The 18853-nt window shown below is 58.0% G+C and carries 18 protein-coding genes; 8 read left to right on the top strand and 10 right to left on the bottom strand.

What is annotated here, in order from left to right; genetic code table 11:
* Nucleotides 1-319 precede the first annotated feature (319 nt).
* The 3 genes from QNJ86_RS05300 to QNJ86_RS05290 all read left to right on the top strand — a co-directional run bounded on the left by QNJ86_RS05300 (nt 320) and on the right by QNJ86_RS05290 (nt 2813).
* Nucleotides 320-784, top strand: a complete 465-nt coding sequence (locus QNJ86_RS05300) for an Hsp20/alpha crystallin family protein (protein ID WP_283831558.1) — start codon at nt 320-322, stop codon at nt 782-784.
* Between the two features lie 437 nt (nt 785-1221).
* A complete protein-coding gene (locus QNJ86_RS05295) occupies nt 1222-1971 on the top strand; it encodes an NAD-dependent protein deacylase (protein WP_283831557.1) in 750 nt (249 codons plus the stop codon).
* A gap of 197 nt (nt 1972-2168) precedes the next feature.
* A complete protein-coding gene (locus QNJ86_RS05290; RefSeq protein WP_283831556.1) occupies nt 2169-2813 on the top strand; it encodes an NUDIX hydrolase in 645 nt (214 codons plus the stop codon).
* Here QNJ86_RS05290 and QNJ86_RS05285 read toward each other — a convergent pair.
* Nucleotides 2810-4333 (bottom strand): helix-turn-helix transcriptional regulator, encoded by a 1524-nt coding sequence (locus QNJ86_RS05285; protein ID WP_283831555.1) that lies wholly within the window; start codon nt 4331-4333, stop codon nt 2810-2812. The genes QNJ86_RS05290 and QNJ86_RS05285 overlap by 4 nt on opposite strands.
* Nucleotides 4334-4543: 210 nt before the next feature.
* On the opposite strand from QNJ86_RS05285, the gene QNJ86_RS05280 reads away from it, so the two are divergent.
* Complete coding sequence (locus tag QNJ86_RS05280) at nt 4544-6229, top strand: FAD-dependent oxidoreductase (protein WP_283831554.1); 1686 nt, start codon at nt 4544-4546, stop codon at nt 6227-6229.
* Nucleotides 6230-6296: 67 nt separating this feature from the next.
* Here the strand turns inward: QNJ86_RS05280 and QNJ86_RS05275 are convergent, their stop codons facing one another.
* The 8 genes from QNJ86_RS05275 to QNJ86_RS05240 form a co-directional block, all read right to left on the bottom strand.
* Nucleotides 6297-6866, bottom strand: coding sequence for a cysteine hydrolase family protein (locus QNJ86_RS05275; RefSeq protein ID WP_283831553.1), 570 nt, complete (start codon nt 6864-6866; stop codon nt 6297-6299).
* A gap of 119 nt (nt 6867-6985) precedes the next feature.
* Nucleotides 6986-7549: an NAD(P)H-dependent oxidoreductase gene (locus QNJ86_RS05270; protein WP_283831552.1), complete on the bottom strand. Its 564-nt coding sequence runs from the start codon at nt 7547-7549 to the stop codon at nt 6986-6988.
* Between the two features lie 44 nt (nt 7550-7593).
* Complete coding sequence (locus QNJ86_RS05265) at nt 7594-8664, bottom strand: C40 family peptidase (protein ID WP_283831551.1); 1071 nt, start codon at nt 8662-8664, stop codon at nt 7594-7596.
* A gap of 234 nt (nt 8665-8898) precedes the next feature.
* Nucleotides 8899-9192, bottom strand: coding sequence for a YerC/YecD family TrpR-related protein (locus QNJ86_RS05260; RefSeq protein WP_283831550.1), 294 nt, complete (start codon nt 9190-9192; stop codon nt 8899-8901).
* A gap of 1 nt (nt 9193) precedes the next feature.
* Complete coding sequence (cimA, locus tag QNJ86_RS05255) at nt 9194-10777, bottom strand: citramalate synthase (RefSeq protein WP_283831549.1); 1584 nt, start codon at nt 10775-10777, stop codon at nt 9194-9196.
* A gap of 171 nt (nt 10778-10948) precedes the next feature.
* The gene (locus tag QNJ86_RS05250; protein ID WP_283831548.1) at nt 10949-11872 is read right to left on the bottom strand and encodes a branched-chain amino acid transaminase; all 924 of its coding nucleotides are present in this window, start codon (nt 11870-11872) and stop codon (nt 10949-10951) included.
* Nucleotides 11873-12084: 212 nt separating this feature from the next.
* Nucleotides 12085-13434, bottom strand: a complete 1350-nt coding sequence (locus tag QNJ86_RS05245) for an SLC13 family permease (protein WP_283831547.1) — start codon at nt 13432-13434, stop codon at nt 12085-12087.
* A gap of 97 nt (nt 13435-13531) precedes the next feature.
* The gene (locus tag QNJ86_RS05240; RefSeq protein WP_283831546.1) at nt 13532-14536 is read right to left on the bottom strand and encodes an FAD-dependent oxidoreductase; all 1005 of its coding nucleotides are present in this window, start codon (nt 14534-14536) and stop codon (nt 13532-13534) included.
* A gap of 133 nt (nt 14537-14669) precedes the next feature.
* Between QNJ86_RS05240 and QNJ86_RS05235 the strand changes: the two genes are divergently transcribed.
* From QNJ86_RS05235 to QNJ86_RS05225, 3 genes are all read left to right on the top strand, one after another.
* Nucleotides 14670-15128 (top strand): Panacea domain-containing protein, encoded by a 459-nt coding sequence (locus QNJ86_RS05235; protein WP_283831545.1) that lies wholly within the window; start codon nt 14670-14672, stop codon nt 15126-15128.
* A 478-nt stretch (nt 15129-15606) separates the two neighbouring features.
* Complete coding sequence (locus tag QNJ86_RS05230; RefSeq protein WP_283831544.1) at nt 15607-16164, top strand: hypothetical protein; 558 nt, start codon at nt 15607-15609, stop codon at nt 16162-16164.
* On the top strand, nt 16165-16446 hold the full coding sequence (locus QNJ86_RS05225; protein ID WP_283831543.1) for a helix-turn-helix domain-containing protein: 282 nt from the start codon (nt 16165-16167) through the stop codon (nt 16444-16446).
* A 31-nt stretch (nt 16447-16477) separates the two neighbouring features.
* Here the strand turns inward: QNJ86_RS05225 and QNJ86_RS05220 are convergent, their stop codons facing one another.
* On the bottom strand, nt 16478-17932 hold the full coding sequence (locus QNJ86_RS05220; RefSeq protein WP_283831542.1) for a L,D-transpeptidase family protein: 1455 nt from the start codon (nt 17930-17932) through the stop codon (nt 16478-16480).
* Between the two features lie 244 nt (nt 17933-18176).
* Here QNJ86_RS05220 and QNJ86_RS05215 point away from each other — a divergent pair, with 244 nt between their 5' ends.
* Nucleotides 18177-18767 (top strand): hypothetical protein, encoded by a 591-nt coding sequence (locus tag QNJ86_RS05215; RefSeq protein WP_283831541.1) that lies wholly within the window; start codon nt 18177-18179, stop codon nt 18765-18767.
* The last annotated feature ends 86 nt before the right edge of the window (nt 18768-18853 follow it).

Genomic DNA, 18853 nt, shown 5'->3' with positions numbered 1-18853 from the left:
CGTTGGAAAACTCGTGACGTACTAGCTAGCGCGATAGCGCGTCACACTTTTGCCAACAGTGAAGAGTGACGTGTCGGCAGCCGGCGTGTTTCGTTTTTGCGGCTGTTTGTGGATGGCGGGCATGGCGGCGCGAAAGCGGGGCTACCATTCGAAATTGACGAAATCGTAACTTTTAGCACTCTCGGCTTGACAGTGCTAATGGAACGATTTATAACAGCCGTGTACAGAGAAAACCGCACAGAAAGGCGCTTAGATTTTCTTAAGGTTCCCCTTGCGTACTTTAAGAAAATCTAGCCAACACGTTGAGGAGATGATTAGTATGGCCATGATGGTACCCATGCGGAGGAATCGCAACCTGCTGAGCGAGCTGATGTCCGATCCGTTCGACGCGTTCTTCGACGCGGCCGCCGCGCCCATGCAGGCGATGCAGAAGATGTCGCCTACGCTGATGCGCACCGACATCAAGGAGACGGACGGTGGGTTCGAGCTCACCATTGACCTGCCCGGCTTCAAGAAAGAAGACGTGCAGGCCGAACTCAAGGACGGGCAACTCACCATTACCGCGCAGACGCAGTCCGAGTCCGAGGACAAGGACGAGAAGGGCACGTACGTGCGCAAGGAGCGTTTCAGCGGGAAGTGCAGCCGCACGTTCTACGTGGGCGAGGACATTGAGGAAAACGATATCCACGCGAAGTTCGAAGACGGCGTGCTGAAGATCGACGTGCCGAAGAAGCAGGAGCAGCCCAAGCTCGAAGAGAAAAAGACCATCGCCATCGAAGGCTAATCGAGGCGAGGCAATTAGCAGCATTGGAGGGCGGCCACTCGGTCGCCCTCCTTTCATTCATTTTTTCGTTATTCAAAAAACGAACTAAGCGATTATCAATAATTCCCATTCGTTTTCGCTTTTCATTATTCGGTTTTCACTCTTCACTTCTCTTCACTCTTCCACCTCTTCCCCCCTCTTTCTGTCACTCATTTTTTCGTTCTTCATTTTCTCGTTTCTCATTTTTTTCGTTCTCACCTTGTTCATACTTTTTTTCTTGATCGTCATTTTTTGACGGTTATTGCACGTATTCGCAGGTGATTCAGCGGGGGCATTCTTTTCATGAGCGAGAATGTTTCACGTGAAACACTGGGTGTTTTAGCACAGATGTTTCACGTGAAACATACGCGTGACAGCCGTGCTATGATAGGGTCGCAATCGCGACGAAAGGGCTGGTCATGGATGAGCGAACGAGGCGCGACGTCGAGACGTTTCGGGAATGGGTGAACGAGACGCGCCCTGGCGGCATGGTGTTTTTCGGCGGTGCGGGCGTGTCTACCGAGAGCGGTATCCCTGATTTCCGCAGCCCGGACGGACTGTACGCGCAGAAGTACCCTCACCCTCCCGAGCAGATGATCTCGCGCAGCTTCTTCGACGCACACCCAAGCGAGTTCTTCGACTTCTACTGTGACCATATGCTTGCGCTGGACGCCGAGCCGAACCGGGCGCACCGAAAACTTGCCGAGCTGGAAAGCACCGGCACTTTGTCGACTGTCATCACGCAGAATATTGATGGCTTGCACCAGAAGGCGGGCAGCCAACGTGTGCTTGAGCTGCACGGAAGCGTACTGCGCAACTTTTGCCAGGAGTGTGGGGCGACGCATTCAGTGGAAGACCTGCTGGCGCTGCGCGCGCAAGCGGCCGACGGCGTGCCGCGTTGCCCCACGTGCGGCGGCATTGTGAAGCCGGACGTGGTGCTGTATGAGGAACCGCTCGACGAGCGCACACTTCGCGCGTCCGTGGAGGCCATCGCGCGTGCCGACCTCATGGTGGTGGCGGGCACCTCGCTTTCCGTCTATCCGGCAGCGGGTCTGCTGGACTACTTCCAGGGCGACCACCTGGTCATCGTCAACCGCACCCCCACTCCGCGCGACCGGCAAGCCAACCTCTGCCTCGCCACTAACGTAGGCGATGTATTCGACTTCTGAATGCGAAACTTCGAATAACCGCACGTTGAACGCACGATGGAACACATGTTTCACGTGAAACATGTGGGCCCGGTGCGGAAAGCGCGAAAGTCGCTTCAGGTTAATGAAAAAATGAGTGAGCGAAAAAGAGTAATCGGGGAAATTGAAGATCGAATAATTAAAAAATCAAAAATTAAAAAACGAAGCGAGGGAATTCCATGGATAGCAACGCAACCAAAAGCGTACCGGTTTTGGCCGATATTCGCCAGGTGTCGGACGGGTGGATTAAAAAATACGTGCTGGTGTATACCATGCCCGATGGGTCGTCGTATGAGTACGAAAGCGCCTCACGAAAAAACATCGACGCCTATCGTGCCGAACTGGAAGCCAACGCGCGCGGAGAGCAGCCTGCCGCAGATGCCGTGTGCATCGTGCCGCAAACGGCGGACGGAAAGCTGCTGCTTATTCGCGAATTTCGCTATCCGTTAAATAGCTGGTGTATTGCATTCCCAGCCGGACTTACCGAACCGGGCGAAAGCCTTGCCTCCTGCGTTGACCGCGAACTGCGCGAGGAAACGGGCTACGCCTTGCGCGCCGACCTGGGCGACGCGGCGCTTGACCCGCTGCCGCAAGCGGGCTTCTCGTCCACCGGCCTCACCGACGAGACCGTCCACATTGTATTTGCGCAGGTAGAACGCGCAGGAGACGCGCAACCAGAGCCGTCGGAACTCATCGAACCCTTCCTGCTGGACATCGCCGACATCCCACAATTCCTCGCCGAAAACAAAACCCCCATCGGCACCCGAGCCCAACTAATCCTCGAAGCCTTCACCCGCCGCCACCAAACTTGCAACCCTCTCTAGTTCAGTGGGTCTTCGGTGGAGATGCTGTTGGATTCTTGGTCTAGCAACAGAAGAAGTTCGGCTTGAGAGTGGACGTTTAGTTTGCTGTAGAGGTTGCGCATGTGAGTTTTTACCGTGGACGGGCTTACAACCAGGTGCTCGGCTATGTAGGGGGCACGGTAGTTTTGCGCGAGCAGAATGAGAATCTCACGTTCGCGTGGCGTGAGGTCGCAGCGGCGGGCCAGGATGGCGCAGCGTTCCTCAAGGCTTGCCTGCGCCGCAGCGGCGGCGGCGCGCTCCATGGCTTCGCGCTCGTTCGCCTGCTGCTGAATAACAAGGAAGGCCAGCGCCCCGCCACCGATGAACGTGGCCAGCACCACCACGGTAGCCAGCCCAATAAATGCCGAAGGCGTCATGACGGAATACAGCCCCACAAACAGCGCACGCACCCCTATCGTCACCGCAAACGACGCAAACAGCGGCACCACGGGGTTGCGCCGCGAGCGCTCGGGAAACAGAAAAGGCGTCATCAGAATGAAAAACAGCGTGACCTTATACGTGGCATCAAGTATGAGAACGTGCAGAAACCACAGGTCAACCGACGCTTGTGCCGTATAGAACGCAATGAACGTCACCGGCAGCACAAATAGTTCGTACACCAGCACGAAGCTGCGGTTCCACGCATACACAACCACGAACAGCGCCACGAACCCCGCCAGCACAATGCCGCAACCGATGCCCGCTTGAATGAACGCCGCCATGGCCGGGTTTTCCTGCACATTCATCCACGATGATTGCAGCGATATAACCGGCCCCCGGCATATAAGCGGCAACACCACCAGCCCCACAGCCAGCAGAAGATCGCGCTTGCTCGCGCACGCGAATCGCGTCAGCGGCTTGTCGAACTCAAACGGAGCCCGCGCCCGCGCCTGCGCACCCGCGCCCTGCGCATCGCCCGCCTCCCGCACATCCCGCGTCCCCGCTTCCGCCGGCACCGCGCACACCACCGGCCGATATCCCACAAACAGCGCACCCGCAACCACCGGCAAGAGCCCCAGCGCCACGCGCACCGCCCCACTTCCCAGCAGCGCGAACACCAATGTCACCACACCCGACAGCAAACACGCTGTGGCGAACGCAAGCGCGGCACGGCGCGCGCCCAGTGCCATCAGCCGCTCGCCCCACAGCACAAACAACAGCCCGCTGCTCACGCGGTACGCCATCTGCACCACCAGCAACACTTCGTTGCCGAAACCAACGCCCGGCCCGTACAGCACGCCCCACGCCGACGCCATCGCTACCACCGCCACGCTTACGCGCAGCGCCGCACACCCGCTCGTGCGCGCTGCGGGCCGCAGCATATACCACGCGGCCACCGCCACCAGCACTACCACTTCCACCACATACGGAACCGGCGCAAACATCGAAAAACTCACGAACCGCGCCGCCGGCATACGCTGAATCTCCAGCACCATGAGCGCGCACGCAAGCCCCACAACGGCCTGCCACACACCCGGCGTGTATTTCAGAAACGATCGCATAACAACCCCCTCCCCACCTCGCCTTTATAGCAGAAATCGCATGCGGGTGAGGCCCAACGCGGCAACTTCATACCGTTTGTGGTAGGAAAAAAAGCCGCGACGTCGGTAGGGTAAGAGACACATCGAACCCCGCTCGCCACACCGCAACCCCTCCCACGCGGGAACGCGAGCGCGGTTCGACCGCACAAAAACAGAGGGAAGGAGAGGGATATGGAACTGAATCGACGTGATTTCCTGAAGGGGGCGCTCACCACCGGCATCGTAGCTGCGGGCGCGGGCGTGGGCCTGACCGGCTGCGCGCCAGCCGCCAAGGACGGCACCGCGAAATCCGAGAACGGCGTGGCGTACCCCGAGGGTCTGCAGGCCAGCGACTTCGACGCCTCGGCCGCCATCTTGGAGCCCATCAAAGACTTCGCCGAAGAAAAAACCTACGACGTCGTGGTGGTTGGTGCCGGAACGGGCGGCGTGCCCGCCGCGCTCTCGGCGCTGGAAGAAGGCGCCACCGTGGCCGTGCTGCAGAAGGAATCCAAGCCCGTCGCTCAGGGCGGCACCTGCTCCGGCGTGCTGCTGGATCAAAGCGATGAGCAGGGCGTAATGAACTACCTGCAAGGCTTCTTGGAAGATTGCCGCTGGCGCGCCGACCGCAAACTGGCCGAAACGTACTGCAAGTACTCCGGCGAGGCCATCCGCTGGACGCAGGTGCGCACGGCCGAAGCGGGCTTCCCGCCCTATCAGGTGCGCCCCACGGCCGTAGCCGAGTACGACGACGGCAGCAAGTGCGCGCGCCGCAGCATCGTGTTCGGCCCCAAGCCCTACAACAACGGCACCATGATTGAGCACCTGGCCGAATTCGCCGCAAGTAAGGGCGTCGAATTCTTCTACTCCACGCCGGGCGTGCAGCTCATCAAGGACGACAGCGGCCGCGTGACCGGCGTCGTTGGCAAGGACGGCAACAAGTTCATTAAGTTCAACGCTACCAAGGGCGTCATCCTGTCCACGGGCGACTACCAGAACAACCAAAGCCTCGTGGAGCGCTACTGCCCCGACGTGAAGGAATTCGACCGCAAGCAGAACAACAAAACCGGCGATGGCATCCTCATGTCCATGGCCGCCGGCGCAGGCCTGGTGCCCGTCGGTCACGCGCACATGATGCACGACTTCGACTCGGGCCCCATGTTCAACGAGCCGTTCCTCATGGTGAACGAGAACGGCGAGCGCTTCATGAACGAGGACTGCGTGTTCGAGGAAGTGAACTGTGTGCTGCGCAACCAGCCGAAACCCGGTTGGTACTCGCAGATTTTCGACGACAACTACATTGAGCAGGTCACGGATTGGGGCGGCAAGCCCACCGACAAGGAGAAGATCAAGGTCTACATGCCTGCGGTGGAGATGGATCGCTCGGCCGAGAGCGGCGCGAACGTCATCGAAAGCCTCATTGACACGCACTGCTGCGATACGCTGGATGAGCTGGCCGAAAAGCTGGGCATCCCCGCCGACGCGCTGAAGAAGTCCGTCGCACGCTACAACGAAATGGTGGATGCGGGCTTCGACGAGGACTTCGGCAAGCAGAAGAAGTACCTGAAGAAGATCGAGAAGGCACCGTTCTGGGGCATCCACAAGCACGTGCGCGTGTCTGCCCTGTGCGCCGGCGTGACCGTGAACGAGAACTACCAGGCGCTCAGCACCGACGGCGAGGTTATCGAAGGCCTGTGGGTGACCGGCTTTAGCGCAGGTCAGCTGTGCGGCAGCCCCGACTGGTCGATGTACCAGGGCGGCATGTCGGCCGGCCACTGCATCATGACGGGTCGCATCTGCGGCATCCAAGCAGCCACCGGCGGCAAGCTTGAGTCGGCCAAACCTGTGACAGAAGCCGACGTGGAAGCGCTCGCGAAGTAGGAGCTTGCGCGGACATTCCGCAGTAATGCAAAAAGGGCCGCACATGCGCGGCCCTTTTTGGTTGCGATTACGCTTTTTCTGGGCGGTTGATCACTTGGATCTGGAGGCCTTCCATGACGTCGAGGGCCTTTTCGTGCAGGTCGGGGTCGAATGATGCGGTGCAGGCGGCGTCTACGATGACGGGGACCTCGGGGCAGGCGGTCTTCGCCAGGATGGCGTTCGAGATGATGCAGATGTTGGACACCAGACCCACAATCTCAATGCTCTCGAAGGGCAGCTTGCCTACCTCGTCGGCCGCGCGCTGCGACTGGCGGCAGCGCTCAAAAAACGCGGCCGAGCCAAACGCCGGCTTGCAGAACATGGTATCGGAAGGCCGCATCAACTCCGCCACCTGGCCATACAACTCGTGGCCGGGCGTCCCTTCCACGCAATGCTCTATGGGTAGGTTCTTCCCCTCCTGCGTGTGCAGGTAATCGCGATGATGCGTGTCGAACGTGAACGCCACGTCATCCCCCGCCTCGCGGTAAGCGGCAATCTTATCGGCAATGGGCTTTTCCAGCTTCTCAGCACCGGGAAACCCCAGCGCACCATCCACGAAATCGTTCTGGAAGTCGACCACCAGCAGCAGCCGTTTCATGTTATCCTCCTCATCTCGGAACCGCCATTATCGTCCCCGGCGACACCGCGCGCCAGAAGACTAGCCGGGCGGCCGCGCAGACGGGGCGAGCGGCGCGGCAGGCGAAGTTCCAAGAATAATTAGCGCAGCGCGGCTATCTGCTCGCGCGCCTTGTTCATCTGTTCGTCCACGTCAATGCCCACAATGTCCAGGCCCTCGGCGGCCACAAACCGCGTCTCGGGGATGCCGAACATCTTCGCGATGCCGCACAGATACTCGTAGCCGAAGTTCGCGCCCTCCACGAAGCCACCGCACGAGGCAATATACGTGAGCGTTTTCGCCTTACAGATGCCCTCGCAGCGCGCGTCTTCCGTATAGTGGAACGCGATGTCGCACACGCTTACGTATTCGAGATACACCTTCAACGCCGACGGGAACGACAAGTCCCAGTACGGCGCGCCCACCACAATGTGGTCGGCCTCGGCGAACTGATGCGACAGGTCGAAGATGGGGTCGTCCCAGGCCTGGGTCTTCTGCTTCTCGGTGCGATACGCCACCTTCGAAGCGTCGAAGGGCTTGAGGTCAAGCGCGGCCAGATCCACTTCTACAACATCATCGGTAATGCCAGCCAGATACTCGCGGCAAAGGGTGAGGGTGCGAGACTCTTCGCCGCGCATGCAGGCGTTCACGAACAGGGTGGTCATCGGTTTCTCCTTATACTGATGCGGGCGCCGGGGGCGCGGGTTGGTTAGAAGCGCAGGGCGTGCGTGAAGCCGGCCCAGCTGAGGTCGTCGGTGTCGCGCACGTAAGCGCCGAAGGTGGGCGCGTGCACGTAGTGCGTGCCGCCATCATTGCAGGCAATGCCCACGTGGCCGTTGAAGCCATCGCCGTAACCCACCCACAGCACGTCGCCGGGACGAGCCTGTGACACGGGCAAACGCGCCTTCGCGGCGTGGTACAGCGCCTCGGTCTGGTGCGGCAGCGACATGCCCACACGCAGATACGCCCAGCGAACCAAGCCTGAGCAGTCGAACGCGTCCGGCCCCTCGGCCGCCCACACGTACGGACACCCAATGCGCGAGAGCGCGTAATCCACCACCGATCCCTGCGAGGGAATGGGCGAACTCGTACCGGTGTAGCTATACGAACGCGAACGCGCAGCGGCAATGGCGGCGGCGCGCGCTTCGTCCTGTTCCTTTTCGAGCAGCGCCTGGGCCTCGGCGTCCAGTTTCAACAGGAGTTCTTCCAGCTCCTTCACCGTGCGCTCGGCCTCTTCCTTGATACGCTGGGCCTCGGCGGCCTTTTCGGCAGCAAGCTTTTCCTGCGCTTCGAGTTCCACCTTGGCAGCTTCCACTTCGGCGCGCAGGTCTTTCGTCTGTTGCACGAGGTCGGCGTCGTTGTCGTTGATCTGCTCCAAGAGGTCCCAGTTCTTGGCAAATTCCTCAAAGGTGGCGGCACCCATCACGAAATCAAGCACCGAGGACTGCCCCGAACGATACATGCTGCGTGCGCGGGCACCCAGCCGGTCTTGCAGCGCGGTAATCTTTTCGTTCGCGTCATCGATGCGCGCCTGAGCATCGGAAACGGCCTGTTGAGCGGCCGCATGCTCGTCGAGCGCCTTGTAGTATTCCTCCGTCACCACGTCCAACTGGGATTGCATGCCCACAATGCGGGCGCGCACGGCCTCGGCTTCGGCAAGTTTATCGGCAGCCGTAGGCTCGGCGAAGGCGCGCGACGGGTTCAAGAGCACAGCAGCGCCAAGGGCCACGGCGCCCGTCAGAAACGTGCGGCGATCTAAGCCGCGCGAATATTCGTCCATGTGCGAAAACCTCCCTCGAAGCGGAAAGCCTTCCCGTAGGGTATAAACCCCAGGTCATCGTTGTTGTTTTAAGGCTGTTTTTGGTGCTTCCCGCGTCGGTGACGACTATAGCACGATCTGGCTTCACACCCAAGCATCTTCACGGGCTGCACGTACTCGCTGGTGGCGAAGGGTGTAGCGAAGTTGTTTTGCGCTTGCAAGCCGCTTTTTGGCACGAAAAATCGGCGTGTGGCATCAATTGCGGGTGTCGTCCAACACATTGAGCGCGGCCGTGTAGCCGCCACTGCCGTAGGAGAGGCACTTCGACACGCGCGCGATAGTGGTGGCCGACGCGCCGGTGGCCTCCTCGATGGCGGCGTAGGATTTCCCGGCGTCAAGCAGGCGCGCCACGGCCAAGCGCTGCGACGTTTCCTTGATTTCGCGAATGGTGAACAGGTCCTCGAGCAGAGCGAAGACGGTGTCCTCGTCGTCGAGCGCCGCAAGCACGCGCAAGAGGTTCTCCACTTCCGGCGTCCGAATATCGCTCATGTTAGTCCCCTATCCGCATCAGGCCGTACTCGATGGAATCGACGAGCGCGTTCCATGAGGCCTCGATGATGTTTTCCGATACGCCTACGGTGCCCCAGCTGCCGTGCTTGTCGTGCGTGGTGATGATGACGCGGGTGATGGCGTCGGTGCCCACGTTTTCGTCGAGGATGCGCACCTTGTAGTCCACCAGTTCCATGTCCGCCACCTGGGGATAAAACGCCACGATGGCCATGCGCAGCGCGTTGTCGAGCGCGCCGACCGGGCCCGCACCCTCGCCGGTAGCCACGAAGCGCTGGTCGCCCACATGGATTTTGATGGTGGCTTCCGACATGGCGTCCTTCGCGAGCGCGCCCGTGTCCTCGTGGTCGTCCACAATAACGCGGAAGCTTTCCAGCGTGAAGTGCGGGCGGTACGCGCCCAGATGGCGTTGCAGCAGGAGCGCGAGCGAACCGTCGGCAGTCTCGTAGGAGTAGCCAAGCGCCTCGCGCGCCTTGATGTCGTCAAGGATGGCCTGCGTTTTGTCGGGATGTTCGGCCAGGTCAATGCCGAGGCCCTTCGCCTTCGCCACGAGCGACGCCTTGCCGGCCAGCTCGCTCACCAGCATGCGCTGGGTGTTGCCTACGCTTTCGGGGCGCGCGTGCTCGTAGGCCTCCGGGAAGCGCGCGATGGCGCTGGCGTGCAGGCCGCCCTTGTGCGCGAACGCCGACGCGCCCGTGTAGGGGTGGTGCACCGGCACCGACATGTTGCACGCCTCGGCCACGAACTGGGAAACACTGGTGAGGTCGCGCAGGTTGTCGGGGCCCACCGTGCTGCAGCCCATTTTTAGTTCGAGGTTCGCAATAACCGTGAGCAAATCGGTGTTGCCCACGCGCTCGCCGATGCCGTTCACCGTGCCCTGCACCTGAGTTGCGCCGGCGCGCACGGCGGCCAGCGTGTTCGCCACGGCGCAGCCCGAGTCGTTATGGCAGTGAATACCCAGCTGCTGACCAGGCAGTTCGCGCGCGACGGCCGCCACGATGTCTTCCACTTCGTGGGGCAGCGCGCCGCCGTTCGTTTCGCACAGGTCGATGGAATCCGCGCCCGCTTCGCTAGCCGCGCGCACGCAGGCAAGCGCGTAGCTGGGGTTGGCCTTGTAGCCATCGAAGAAGTGTTCGGCATCGAACACCACCTCGCGACCCTGCGCTTTCAGGAAGGCCACGGAGTGGGCAATCATGCGCACGTTTTCGTCGAGCGTGGTTTGCAATGCGCGCGTGACCTGGGCATCCCATGTCTTCCCCACGATGGTAACGATGGGTGCGCCACTGGCGACGAGGTCTTTGAGCCCCTGGTCATCGGCCGCCGCAACGCCCTTTTTGCACGTGGAGCCGAACGCCGCGATGCGCGCATGCTTGAGCGGCATCGTGCGGACGCGCTCGAAAAACGCGATGTCTTTGGGGTTCGACGCGGGGAACCCGCCCTCGATGGCGTCAATACCGAACGCGTCAAGGCGCTCCACAATGCGCAGCTTGTCCTCAAGCGAGAGCGTGACGCCCTCACTCTGCTCCCCATCCCGCAAGGTGCTATCGTAGGTGAGGATGTGATTCACAGATAAACAACCTTTCCACTTCCAGAGGACACCTGCGTCGTGTCATCCTGAGCGGAGCGCGCAGCGCGAAGTCGAAGGATCCCGTACGGTGTCAACCGACAATCGTTCAGCTAACGCCGCGCGGGATCCTTCGACTTCGGCCTTCGGCCTCCGCTCAGGATGACAGGGTTACTAAATCTCGGTGAGCCAATCAGCGTATTCTTCAATCTGGCCATACGCCACAGCAAAGAAACGATCCTGCAGCGCGCGGGTGATTTCGCCCGGCTTGCCGATGACGCGGCCGTCAACGCTGCCGATGGGCGTAAGTTCGGCAGCCGAGCCGGTCATGAACACCTCGTCGGCAATGTAGAGGTCGCTGCGCGTGAGGCTTTCCTCAATAGCCGGAATCTCCAGGTCATCGGCCAGGCAGAGAATCGTGTCGCGCGTGATGCCTTCCAGCAGACCGTCGGACAGCGGCGGCGTGGACAGCACACCATCTCGCACGATGAACAGGTTCTCGCCCGTGCCTTCGCACACAAGACCCGCCTCGTTCAGCATGATGGCTTCTGCGTAGCCATGCTCCTTGGCCTCCAGCTTCGCCAAAATTGAATTCATGTAGGACGCGGTGGCCTTCACCGCCGGCGGGATGGAGTTGTTCGAGCGCTGGCGCCACGACGACACGCCCACGGCCACGCCGTTCTCCAGCGCGTCCGCGCCCAGGTACGATTCCCACGGCCACACGGCGATGGCCACGTCGGTGGGAGCGCCCGAGGGGTCGACGCCCATCACGCCGTAACCGCGATACACCAGCGGGCGAATGTAGCACGACGGCAGGTTGTTCTTGCGGATGATTTCCACCGTGGCCTCGCACAACTCGTCCACCGTGTACGGCAGATCAATGAGCGCAATCTTGCAGCTGCGGTGCAGGCGCTCCATGTGGTCGCGCAGGCGGAAGACGTAACTTTTGCCGGTGTCGGGGTTCTGGTAGCAGCGGATGCCCTCGAACACGCCAGAGCCGTAGTGCAGCGAGTGCGACAAAATGTGCGTCGTGGCCTCGGCCCAGGGGATGACCTCCCCGTTCTTCCAGATGTAATCCACTTCGGTGATGTCGGCCATGAACGCGTCCTTTCTCGCAGTCTCGGACGCCGCCGCACGCGATCGTTCGCAGGGTGCCGCGCGGGGCGGCGATGCGGACGAACGAGCCCGTGCGGTCTGACGTGCGGGTTCATTCCCAATGTGCTCGCTCATTGTACTCTAACCGAGTAAAGTGCGGAAACGTTTCCGGCGAAGGGGCGCAATTTTGACGAAAGAGACAGAATCGAACGGCCCTATATAATTAGTAGGCACACCGCCAAAAGCACAATAAGGAGGGTGAAATTGAAGACGGTGAACTGCACAAAATAGCGGCCGGGGGTCACGCGTGCCAGGGCCTCGCGACGCGGGAAGCCGCGGCGCACGGCGCGGTACTCGTTGAAGGCGATGAGGCTGGCGAGTGAGGCCACCAGCGTGCCCGCGCCGCCCACGTTTACGCCGATGAGCAGGGCGGGATAGCTGTCCGTGAAGTGCGAGAGCAACACCGCAGCCGGCACGTTGCTGATGATTTGGCTGGCGCCGGCACTGACCAAAAGGGCGCTGTGCTCCATGGCCTGCGAGAAGAACGCCTCGACCGCCGGAATGCGCGCCATGTTGCCTGCGAACACGAAGAAGCACACGAACGTGAGCAAAAGCCCCAGGTCAACCGACTTGAGCGCCCTGCGATCGAGCACGGCCAGCGCGACAAGAACCACGCCGAACGCCACTGGATAGGGAACGGCGCGCAGCACCGAAGCAATGACCAGCACCAACAGCGCCCCATACGCAAGCGCCCGCACGCGACGTGAGAGTTGAGAGTCTTTTGGAGTTGCGGGAGTTGCGGCAGGGGCAGAAACGGAAGCTTCGGGACTAGCTGTTACCGAGTTGTCCGTTATTCCGAAGACATCTGGAGATGCGTGCTTAGCACCCGCCGCCTGTTCAGCTGGCGCTTCAGCCTGCATTTCCCCTTTCGATTTCCCCTTCCCCACCGCGGGCTGTAGCGGCTCGGGCTTCGTAAACGCAAAACAGCAAAGCGCAATGAGGGCCATCGACACCGCGAAAGGCAGCGCCATGGTGGCCATGAAGTCGCCCAGCGGGATGGCGTAACGCTCGGACAGGTAGAGGTTTTGCGGGTTGCCAAACGGCAGAATCATACCGCCGAGGTTCGCCGCCAGATTCTGCATGATGAAGGTGAACGGCAGCACACGCTCCCATCCCGCCCTCAGCAGCGTGGCTGCGGCTAGGGGCAACATCATGACCAGGGCCATGTCGTTGGTGGCGAACATCGACAGCACCAGTGTTGACCCCACCAGCGCCGCCACCGCAGCGCGGCACGTAGAGAACCGGGCCACCAACGCCTGCGCCGCCCGCTCAAACACCCCAACCCCGCGCAGCGCCCCCACCAGCGCCAAAATCCCAAACAAACACGCGAGCGTCTTCAGATCGAAATACCCCAGATACGTTGCATCCGGCGGCACCATTGCCATGGTAACCAGCGCCGCCACCGCCGACACCACCAGCACCACATGCCCCCGCACAAACCGCCCAACCCAGGCCCGCACACCCCGCACGCGAAAGTGCCCCCGACCCCCGGAGGCACTCGTCATAACCTTGTCACCCTTCCACACTCTCATGCCGCACAGTGTAGCACGCAGAGTAGCCAAGAATATCTACCCACAATGTCAAAAGATTCTTCGATAAGATCTAAGGTAAACATTCTTGGAGTTTATCAATAAACGATGATATATCTGAGTAGTAATTAGGATACGCTCTTTGAATATCTTCCATCGAAGACGCTTTAATCAGCACCGCATCTTCTGACTCCCGTTTTGTCCGCTCAAAGCGACCGTAAGCAGCAATCGCTTCTTTCTCTTTTCCAGGAGAAAAAGTTTCAAGCCTGATCTGTTGAACATCAAAATCAATCGTGAGCAGAACGTAGTCCGCATGAACTTGTTGCGCCACTTCGTTAACCACAGAGACAGACTCAGAATACGCTCTTAACTTGCTTGTCACCCGCAACTGCTCATTGAGGCGAACTAGCTCTTTCAGTACGTCTCGCGAATTACAAGGAACATTTGGTACGCAAGAGGTGCCCTCTTCGATAGCAAACAATTGCGAAACAAGCGCAAAGAAATATTCCTCATCTCGAGATCCAGCCCCGAACTTTAGGGATGCTTGTGTTACCACGTCATAAACCTCAACAGCCGTTGCCCACATATGCTGAAGATTCGTCCTGATTTGCGTTTCGACCCGAAGTCCTTGATATCCATATTCTGGCGAATCAAAACAGTGGATAAGGTGAACACAGCGATAACCAGACAATTTCGGATGCGCGATATAATCTTTGCTCGAGCGGTAGGTATCGAGATGCGAAAGATCGTTCACCACTTGATATACGCGTTCTAAGTCACTCGCCACAAAACGACAACCAGCTATGTCATACATGCTGTTAAGTTTATAGGTATGACTCTCGCGCGCAAGCTTCCCTTTAATAGAGTCGATACGCTTTAGACGACATGCTAAAAAGGATCCGTCGCCCTTTCGGATAAAGCGTTCTAGCACTTCAGACATTTGGTCAAGAGGGTGCTGATGAGCTGCTCGCCAATAGTCAACAACGTCCAATTCGTCCGAATTGACCTGGCCTGATTCGCACAACCTTTCGCCCGCCGACCGCACTCTATTCTTTGAATATTTTGGTTCAATTCTCACAGATACTCACCCCCCTCGTTAAGTTATATTCCTTTCTCATAGAGCACTTGTTTTAACGTGATATGCTATAGCTAAAAGAACTGAAAGATTGCGTTGTTGAAAAGAAGACGCAGGAATATCGAAAGGAGTGGACATGGCTAACGTGCTTGACGTAGCGGCGTATGTACTTGGCAAAACGGGAGACGTGTCCACCATGAAACTTCAGAAACTCGTTTACTACAGCCAAGCCTATCATTTCGTGAAAACAGGACGCCCTCTTTTTTCGGAAGCGGTCGAAGCATGGGCAAACGGCCCGGTAGTACCCGAGCTTTTTGCGCAGCATCGAGGAATTTACGTCATCAACCAGCAAGACTTGCCGAATGCTCGTGCCAATCACATTCAGGGTGAAGAAGCCCATACCATTGACCATGTTATTGAGGTTCTTGGATGTTTGACAGGAGCCCAGTTGAGCGACTTGACTCACAGCGAAAGTCCCTGGCGTGATGCACGATATGGATTGCCTGAGGGGGCTCGCTCTCGTTCACCTATCGAACTTACCGCTATGAGGAACTTCTATTCTTCGCCAGCGTGTTCGAACCCTGTTTTCGCATAATTGCTTTTACAAGGGGCAGCAATAAAAAGCCCTTTGCAGGTAGTCCGTAGGGAGCCGCACTCACCTGCCGCAAAAGTGTGACGCGCTTCGCGCTACCGATAACGCCAAAATGCAATGCGGCTCCCTATCATAATGACGAGGATATACTCTCATCTGGTTAACGTACTTGTTTGGTAATCCCCTACGGGGGGTTATGCCAATCGCTGGCTAACACCCACCAGCCAGTCAACCCGCGTCGTAAGGCAAGGGATGTGAGAAACCCGTGGCATAATAGCTAGCGCAATAGCGCGTCACACTTTTGTCTACGGTGAGACAGGTAAGGAACTTTGTTACAGCCCTATTCATTTTGCTCATAATATACAAAAGGCCTGTTGTTTTTCTTTACGCTGGCTAGTTGGCGAATGTGCTGCAGAAAAATAGGTTATGATCGTGGCCGAACTCCCCTTGGAAACGCAATCGCCTGAAAGGAATATGTGCTATGGCATCCAAGGATTCTTTACGCATTGCAGATTCACTTGCTCATATGAGTAAGGTATGTGGCTCTATTGCTCGTCTGCTTAAGGCTCTCTTAGTGGCATACTGCTTTTGTATACTTCTTTTTTATGGTGCAGTAGCAATAACCTATCTGGCACCTGGCGTCTTACCTTTCAATACACTACCAATCAATTTGTCTTTTTTGGCTCTCTTTCTTAGTATAATCACTGGAGCTATTGCGCTGTTTGTGCTTATCAGTGTTGCTGAAGATATAGCCAAAGGCAGTTCTCCCTTCACGCTTATTCAAGCTCGAAGAATAAAAGTCATTGGAATTCTTCTGCTTATATCCTTCGTATTAAAACTGTTTATACCAACAGGTTCCGTGGATTTTCTCGAAACTGATGCTGTCGAATTTGGCTTCGTGCCACACTCTTATGGAAACGGCACACCTATGACCACCATTGACATCTCGGCGTTTATTACGGCTATCATCTGCTTCTTTCTCTCGTACGTTTTCAAATATGGCGCGCTCCTCCAGCGGCTCTCCGACGATACTGTTTAGGTGGTTGATGCTGCTGTGATCATTTTCCGGTTAGATCGGTTGTTGGCCCAACACAAGATGCGCGGCGTGGAACTGGCGGAGAAACTTGGCTGCACCGTGCAAACCATATCGCGGATCAAAACCGGAAAAATTAAAGCGCTACGCATTGATACCCTTGATGAACTGTGTGAGATTTTTCACTGCCAACCTGGCGATATTATTGAATACATCCCCGACGACGAAGCGCGCCAGCGATACGGAGACGACTTTGTCGAAAAGTATCACCGCTATCTTGACGAATGAGATTCCGGCGAAAGCGCACCTCACCCGTGCCTCACCAATGGCACACCACAACATCCCCCGCTTGAATAAGGGAGTAAAGCGCAGCCGCCTGATACGGAGGAAGATTCACGCACCCGTGGCTTCCGAGGCCTTGGCGATACAGGTCACCGCCGAAACCGGAGGTTTGCCAGTCGGCATCGTGGAGCCCAATGACGTTGCCCACAAAGGGCATCCAATATTGAACTGTTGAGGTGTACTTCGTGCCATCCAGATTCGTACCCTTCAACTCGGAGGGACTTTGCTTCTGGTTGAGCCAATAGACGCCAGCGGGCGTATTGTGCACGCCGTTCGGTGTGCCCGTAATGCAAGCCGATTCCCACACAAGAGCCCCCGCGTCATCATAAAAGCGAACGTACTGCTCTGAGAGGTCGATATCGCAATAGCGCGCTCCCCAATCCTGCGCCCCTAGTCCGTTGAAGGCGGTACCGGTCGTTTTGCAGGGAATCTCGAACGGGCCGACCGAACCGTTCACCACCCCCTCTTTCACCAGGGCAAGGAGAAGTTCTTCGTCAATCGACCACCCGTAGGGCCCACCGGAAACACTTATCACCTTTCCGTCGGGTCTTGTGTAGGTGCGCTGCGCGCCCGTGGTGGTGCAGGCGGTGGTCAGGTCGTGCACCCATGAAGAAAGAGCACCTTCGTCGAGAGTTGCCGCGAGGTCACCACCGAAGCGAACCCATGAGGCAACAAGCGCAGGTGAGACCACACCGGCCTCCGCTCCGCCCAGCGTGAGTTGTATGTGTGCCTTAATGAGCGCGTTCGCTTCGTGGGCCGCGCTTTTCAGGTGGGCGTCCGTGGCAAGAAGTGCCGGCGTTTGCAAGTGCTCGTCGGTGAGCATGACCGTTGGCTGCAACGACGCAACCGCCTGGGCAACCGACTTGGTCACTTCGGAGGCATCAAGGGCGGTTCCCAATTTCTCAGGCTGCACAACGAACAACTCGGACGGCTCATCAAAAACGATGCATGCGTCAACCGGAAGATCAGCGGTTTCGTTGAAGGCATCCACTGCGCCGCGAACCACCGCATTAAGCGAACTTGCACTGTAGGAGGCCGCAAGTTCTCTGGCAACATCGCGCTCTTGCCAGATGTTCACAGGCCAGAGCCAGAAGCTGGTGGTCGCCAACATGTTTGCAGCCGTTCTTTCGGCGTCAAGCCTCACACCGGCACGTGCCGCTGATATCTTCGTCGAAAACCCGTGGCCCGACACCGTTACTTCATAGTTAGCAAGATCGGCCTCAATGAGATCACCCACCTCGCTTGGGGTCTTCAGCGAAATATCCCGCTGCGAAAGTGTTGTCCCAGGAAGAAAGTGGGTAGCGAAGAAGAAAGAACCGGCAAGATACACCATCAGCAGCAGCCCAATGAGCACCCCAAACACACAGGCGAACCTCCGTCTCCCGTTCGGCTTTTGACCAACATCGAACGATTCTGAGTTCTCCGCAAGCATGTCTTGAGGTTCGTTATTGGGTGAATCACTATCGAAAACGCCAATCATCTTCGCCTCGTTATATGCTCAGTAAATAACTAGTTATCTAGTAATCAATTAAGCGAACATGGTAATTAATTGATAGAATATGGTCAGCATGATACTATCATAAGAACTCATTTTGCAGGAAACACCTGCTGTACTTTATGAGTGGCGGAAGTTCTCCAAGCCGCACGCGTGTGCCACCGCATTCTAAGGAGAAGACATGAGCACAGCGACAGGTAATCGACGGATCCACGGCGCGATGGCAGGTCTTCTCTTCGGCATTGCGGTTGTACTGTTTGCGCTGATCACCGGTTGCGCCAGCGGTCAAACCGTGGAAGTAGGTCGCGTTTCCCTCAGTTTTCCCGACGGGTTTTCGGTTCACAATGAAAGGACGAATGCCAGTGCATCCTTGCCCGAAGACATGGACGCATGGGCAAAGACGGTTGCAAATGACGATGGAAGCATTGCTTTCGTTGTAGCCGAAGTCGATGATCCCAATCGGGTAGGACTTGAAGCAGCAAAGGCCGTGCTGGAGCCCGTTGCGAAAGACCCCAGCGAGATGAGCGAACTTGAACTTAAGGTTGCCGAAGGGACGAAGGATGCACAATTCTCCGATGCTGAAGTAGTCGAACTTAACGGCATGAGCGCACTCACACGCACCATGACGCTTAAGGGAGTTATAGTGCGCGACTACTACGTGGAAGCGGATGGGGCCATCGCAGCCGCTATCACGGGAATATATCCCGAGTCCGCCTACAATGCTGATCCCAGCTTTTACGACAGCATATTCGCAAGCATCAAGGTGAAGTAGCACGGCTCCCCACGTTTCAAGCCAAAGCAGATAAGCCCTCGACTAGTTCGCTAGTTTCCCACCCTTCATGTTGTAGCGCTTAACGA

Origin of the sequence: Gordonibacter faecis (assembly GCF_030077735.1) — a bacterium.
Lineage (GTDB): Bacteria > Actinomycetota > Coriobacteriia > Coriobacteriales > Eggerthellaceae > Gordonibacter > Gordonibacter faecis.
Note: the sequence above shows the minus strand (reverse complement) of the source record. Positions and strands in the feature narration are given on the sequence as shown.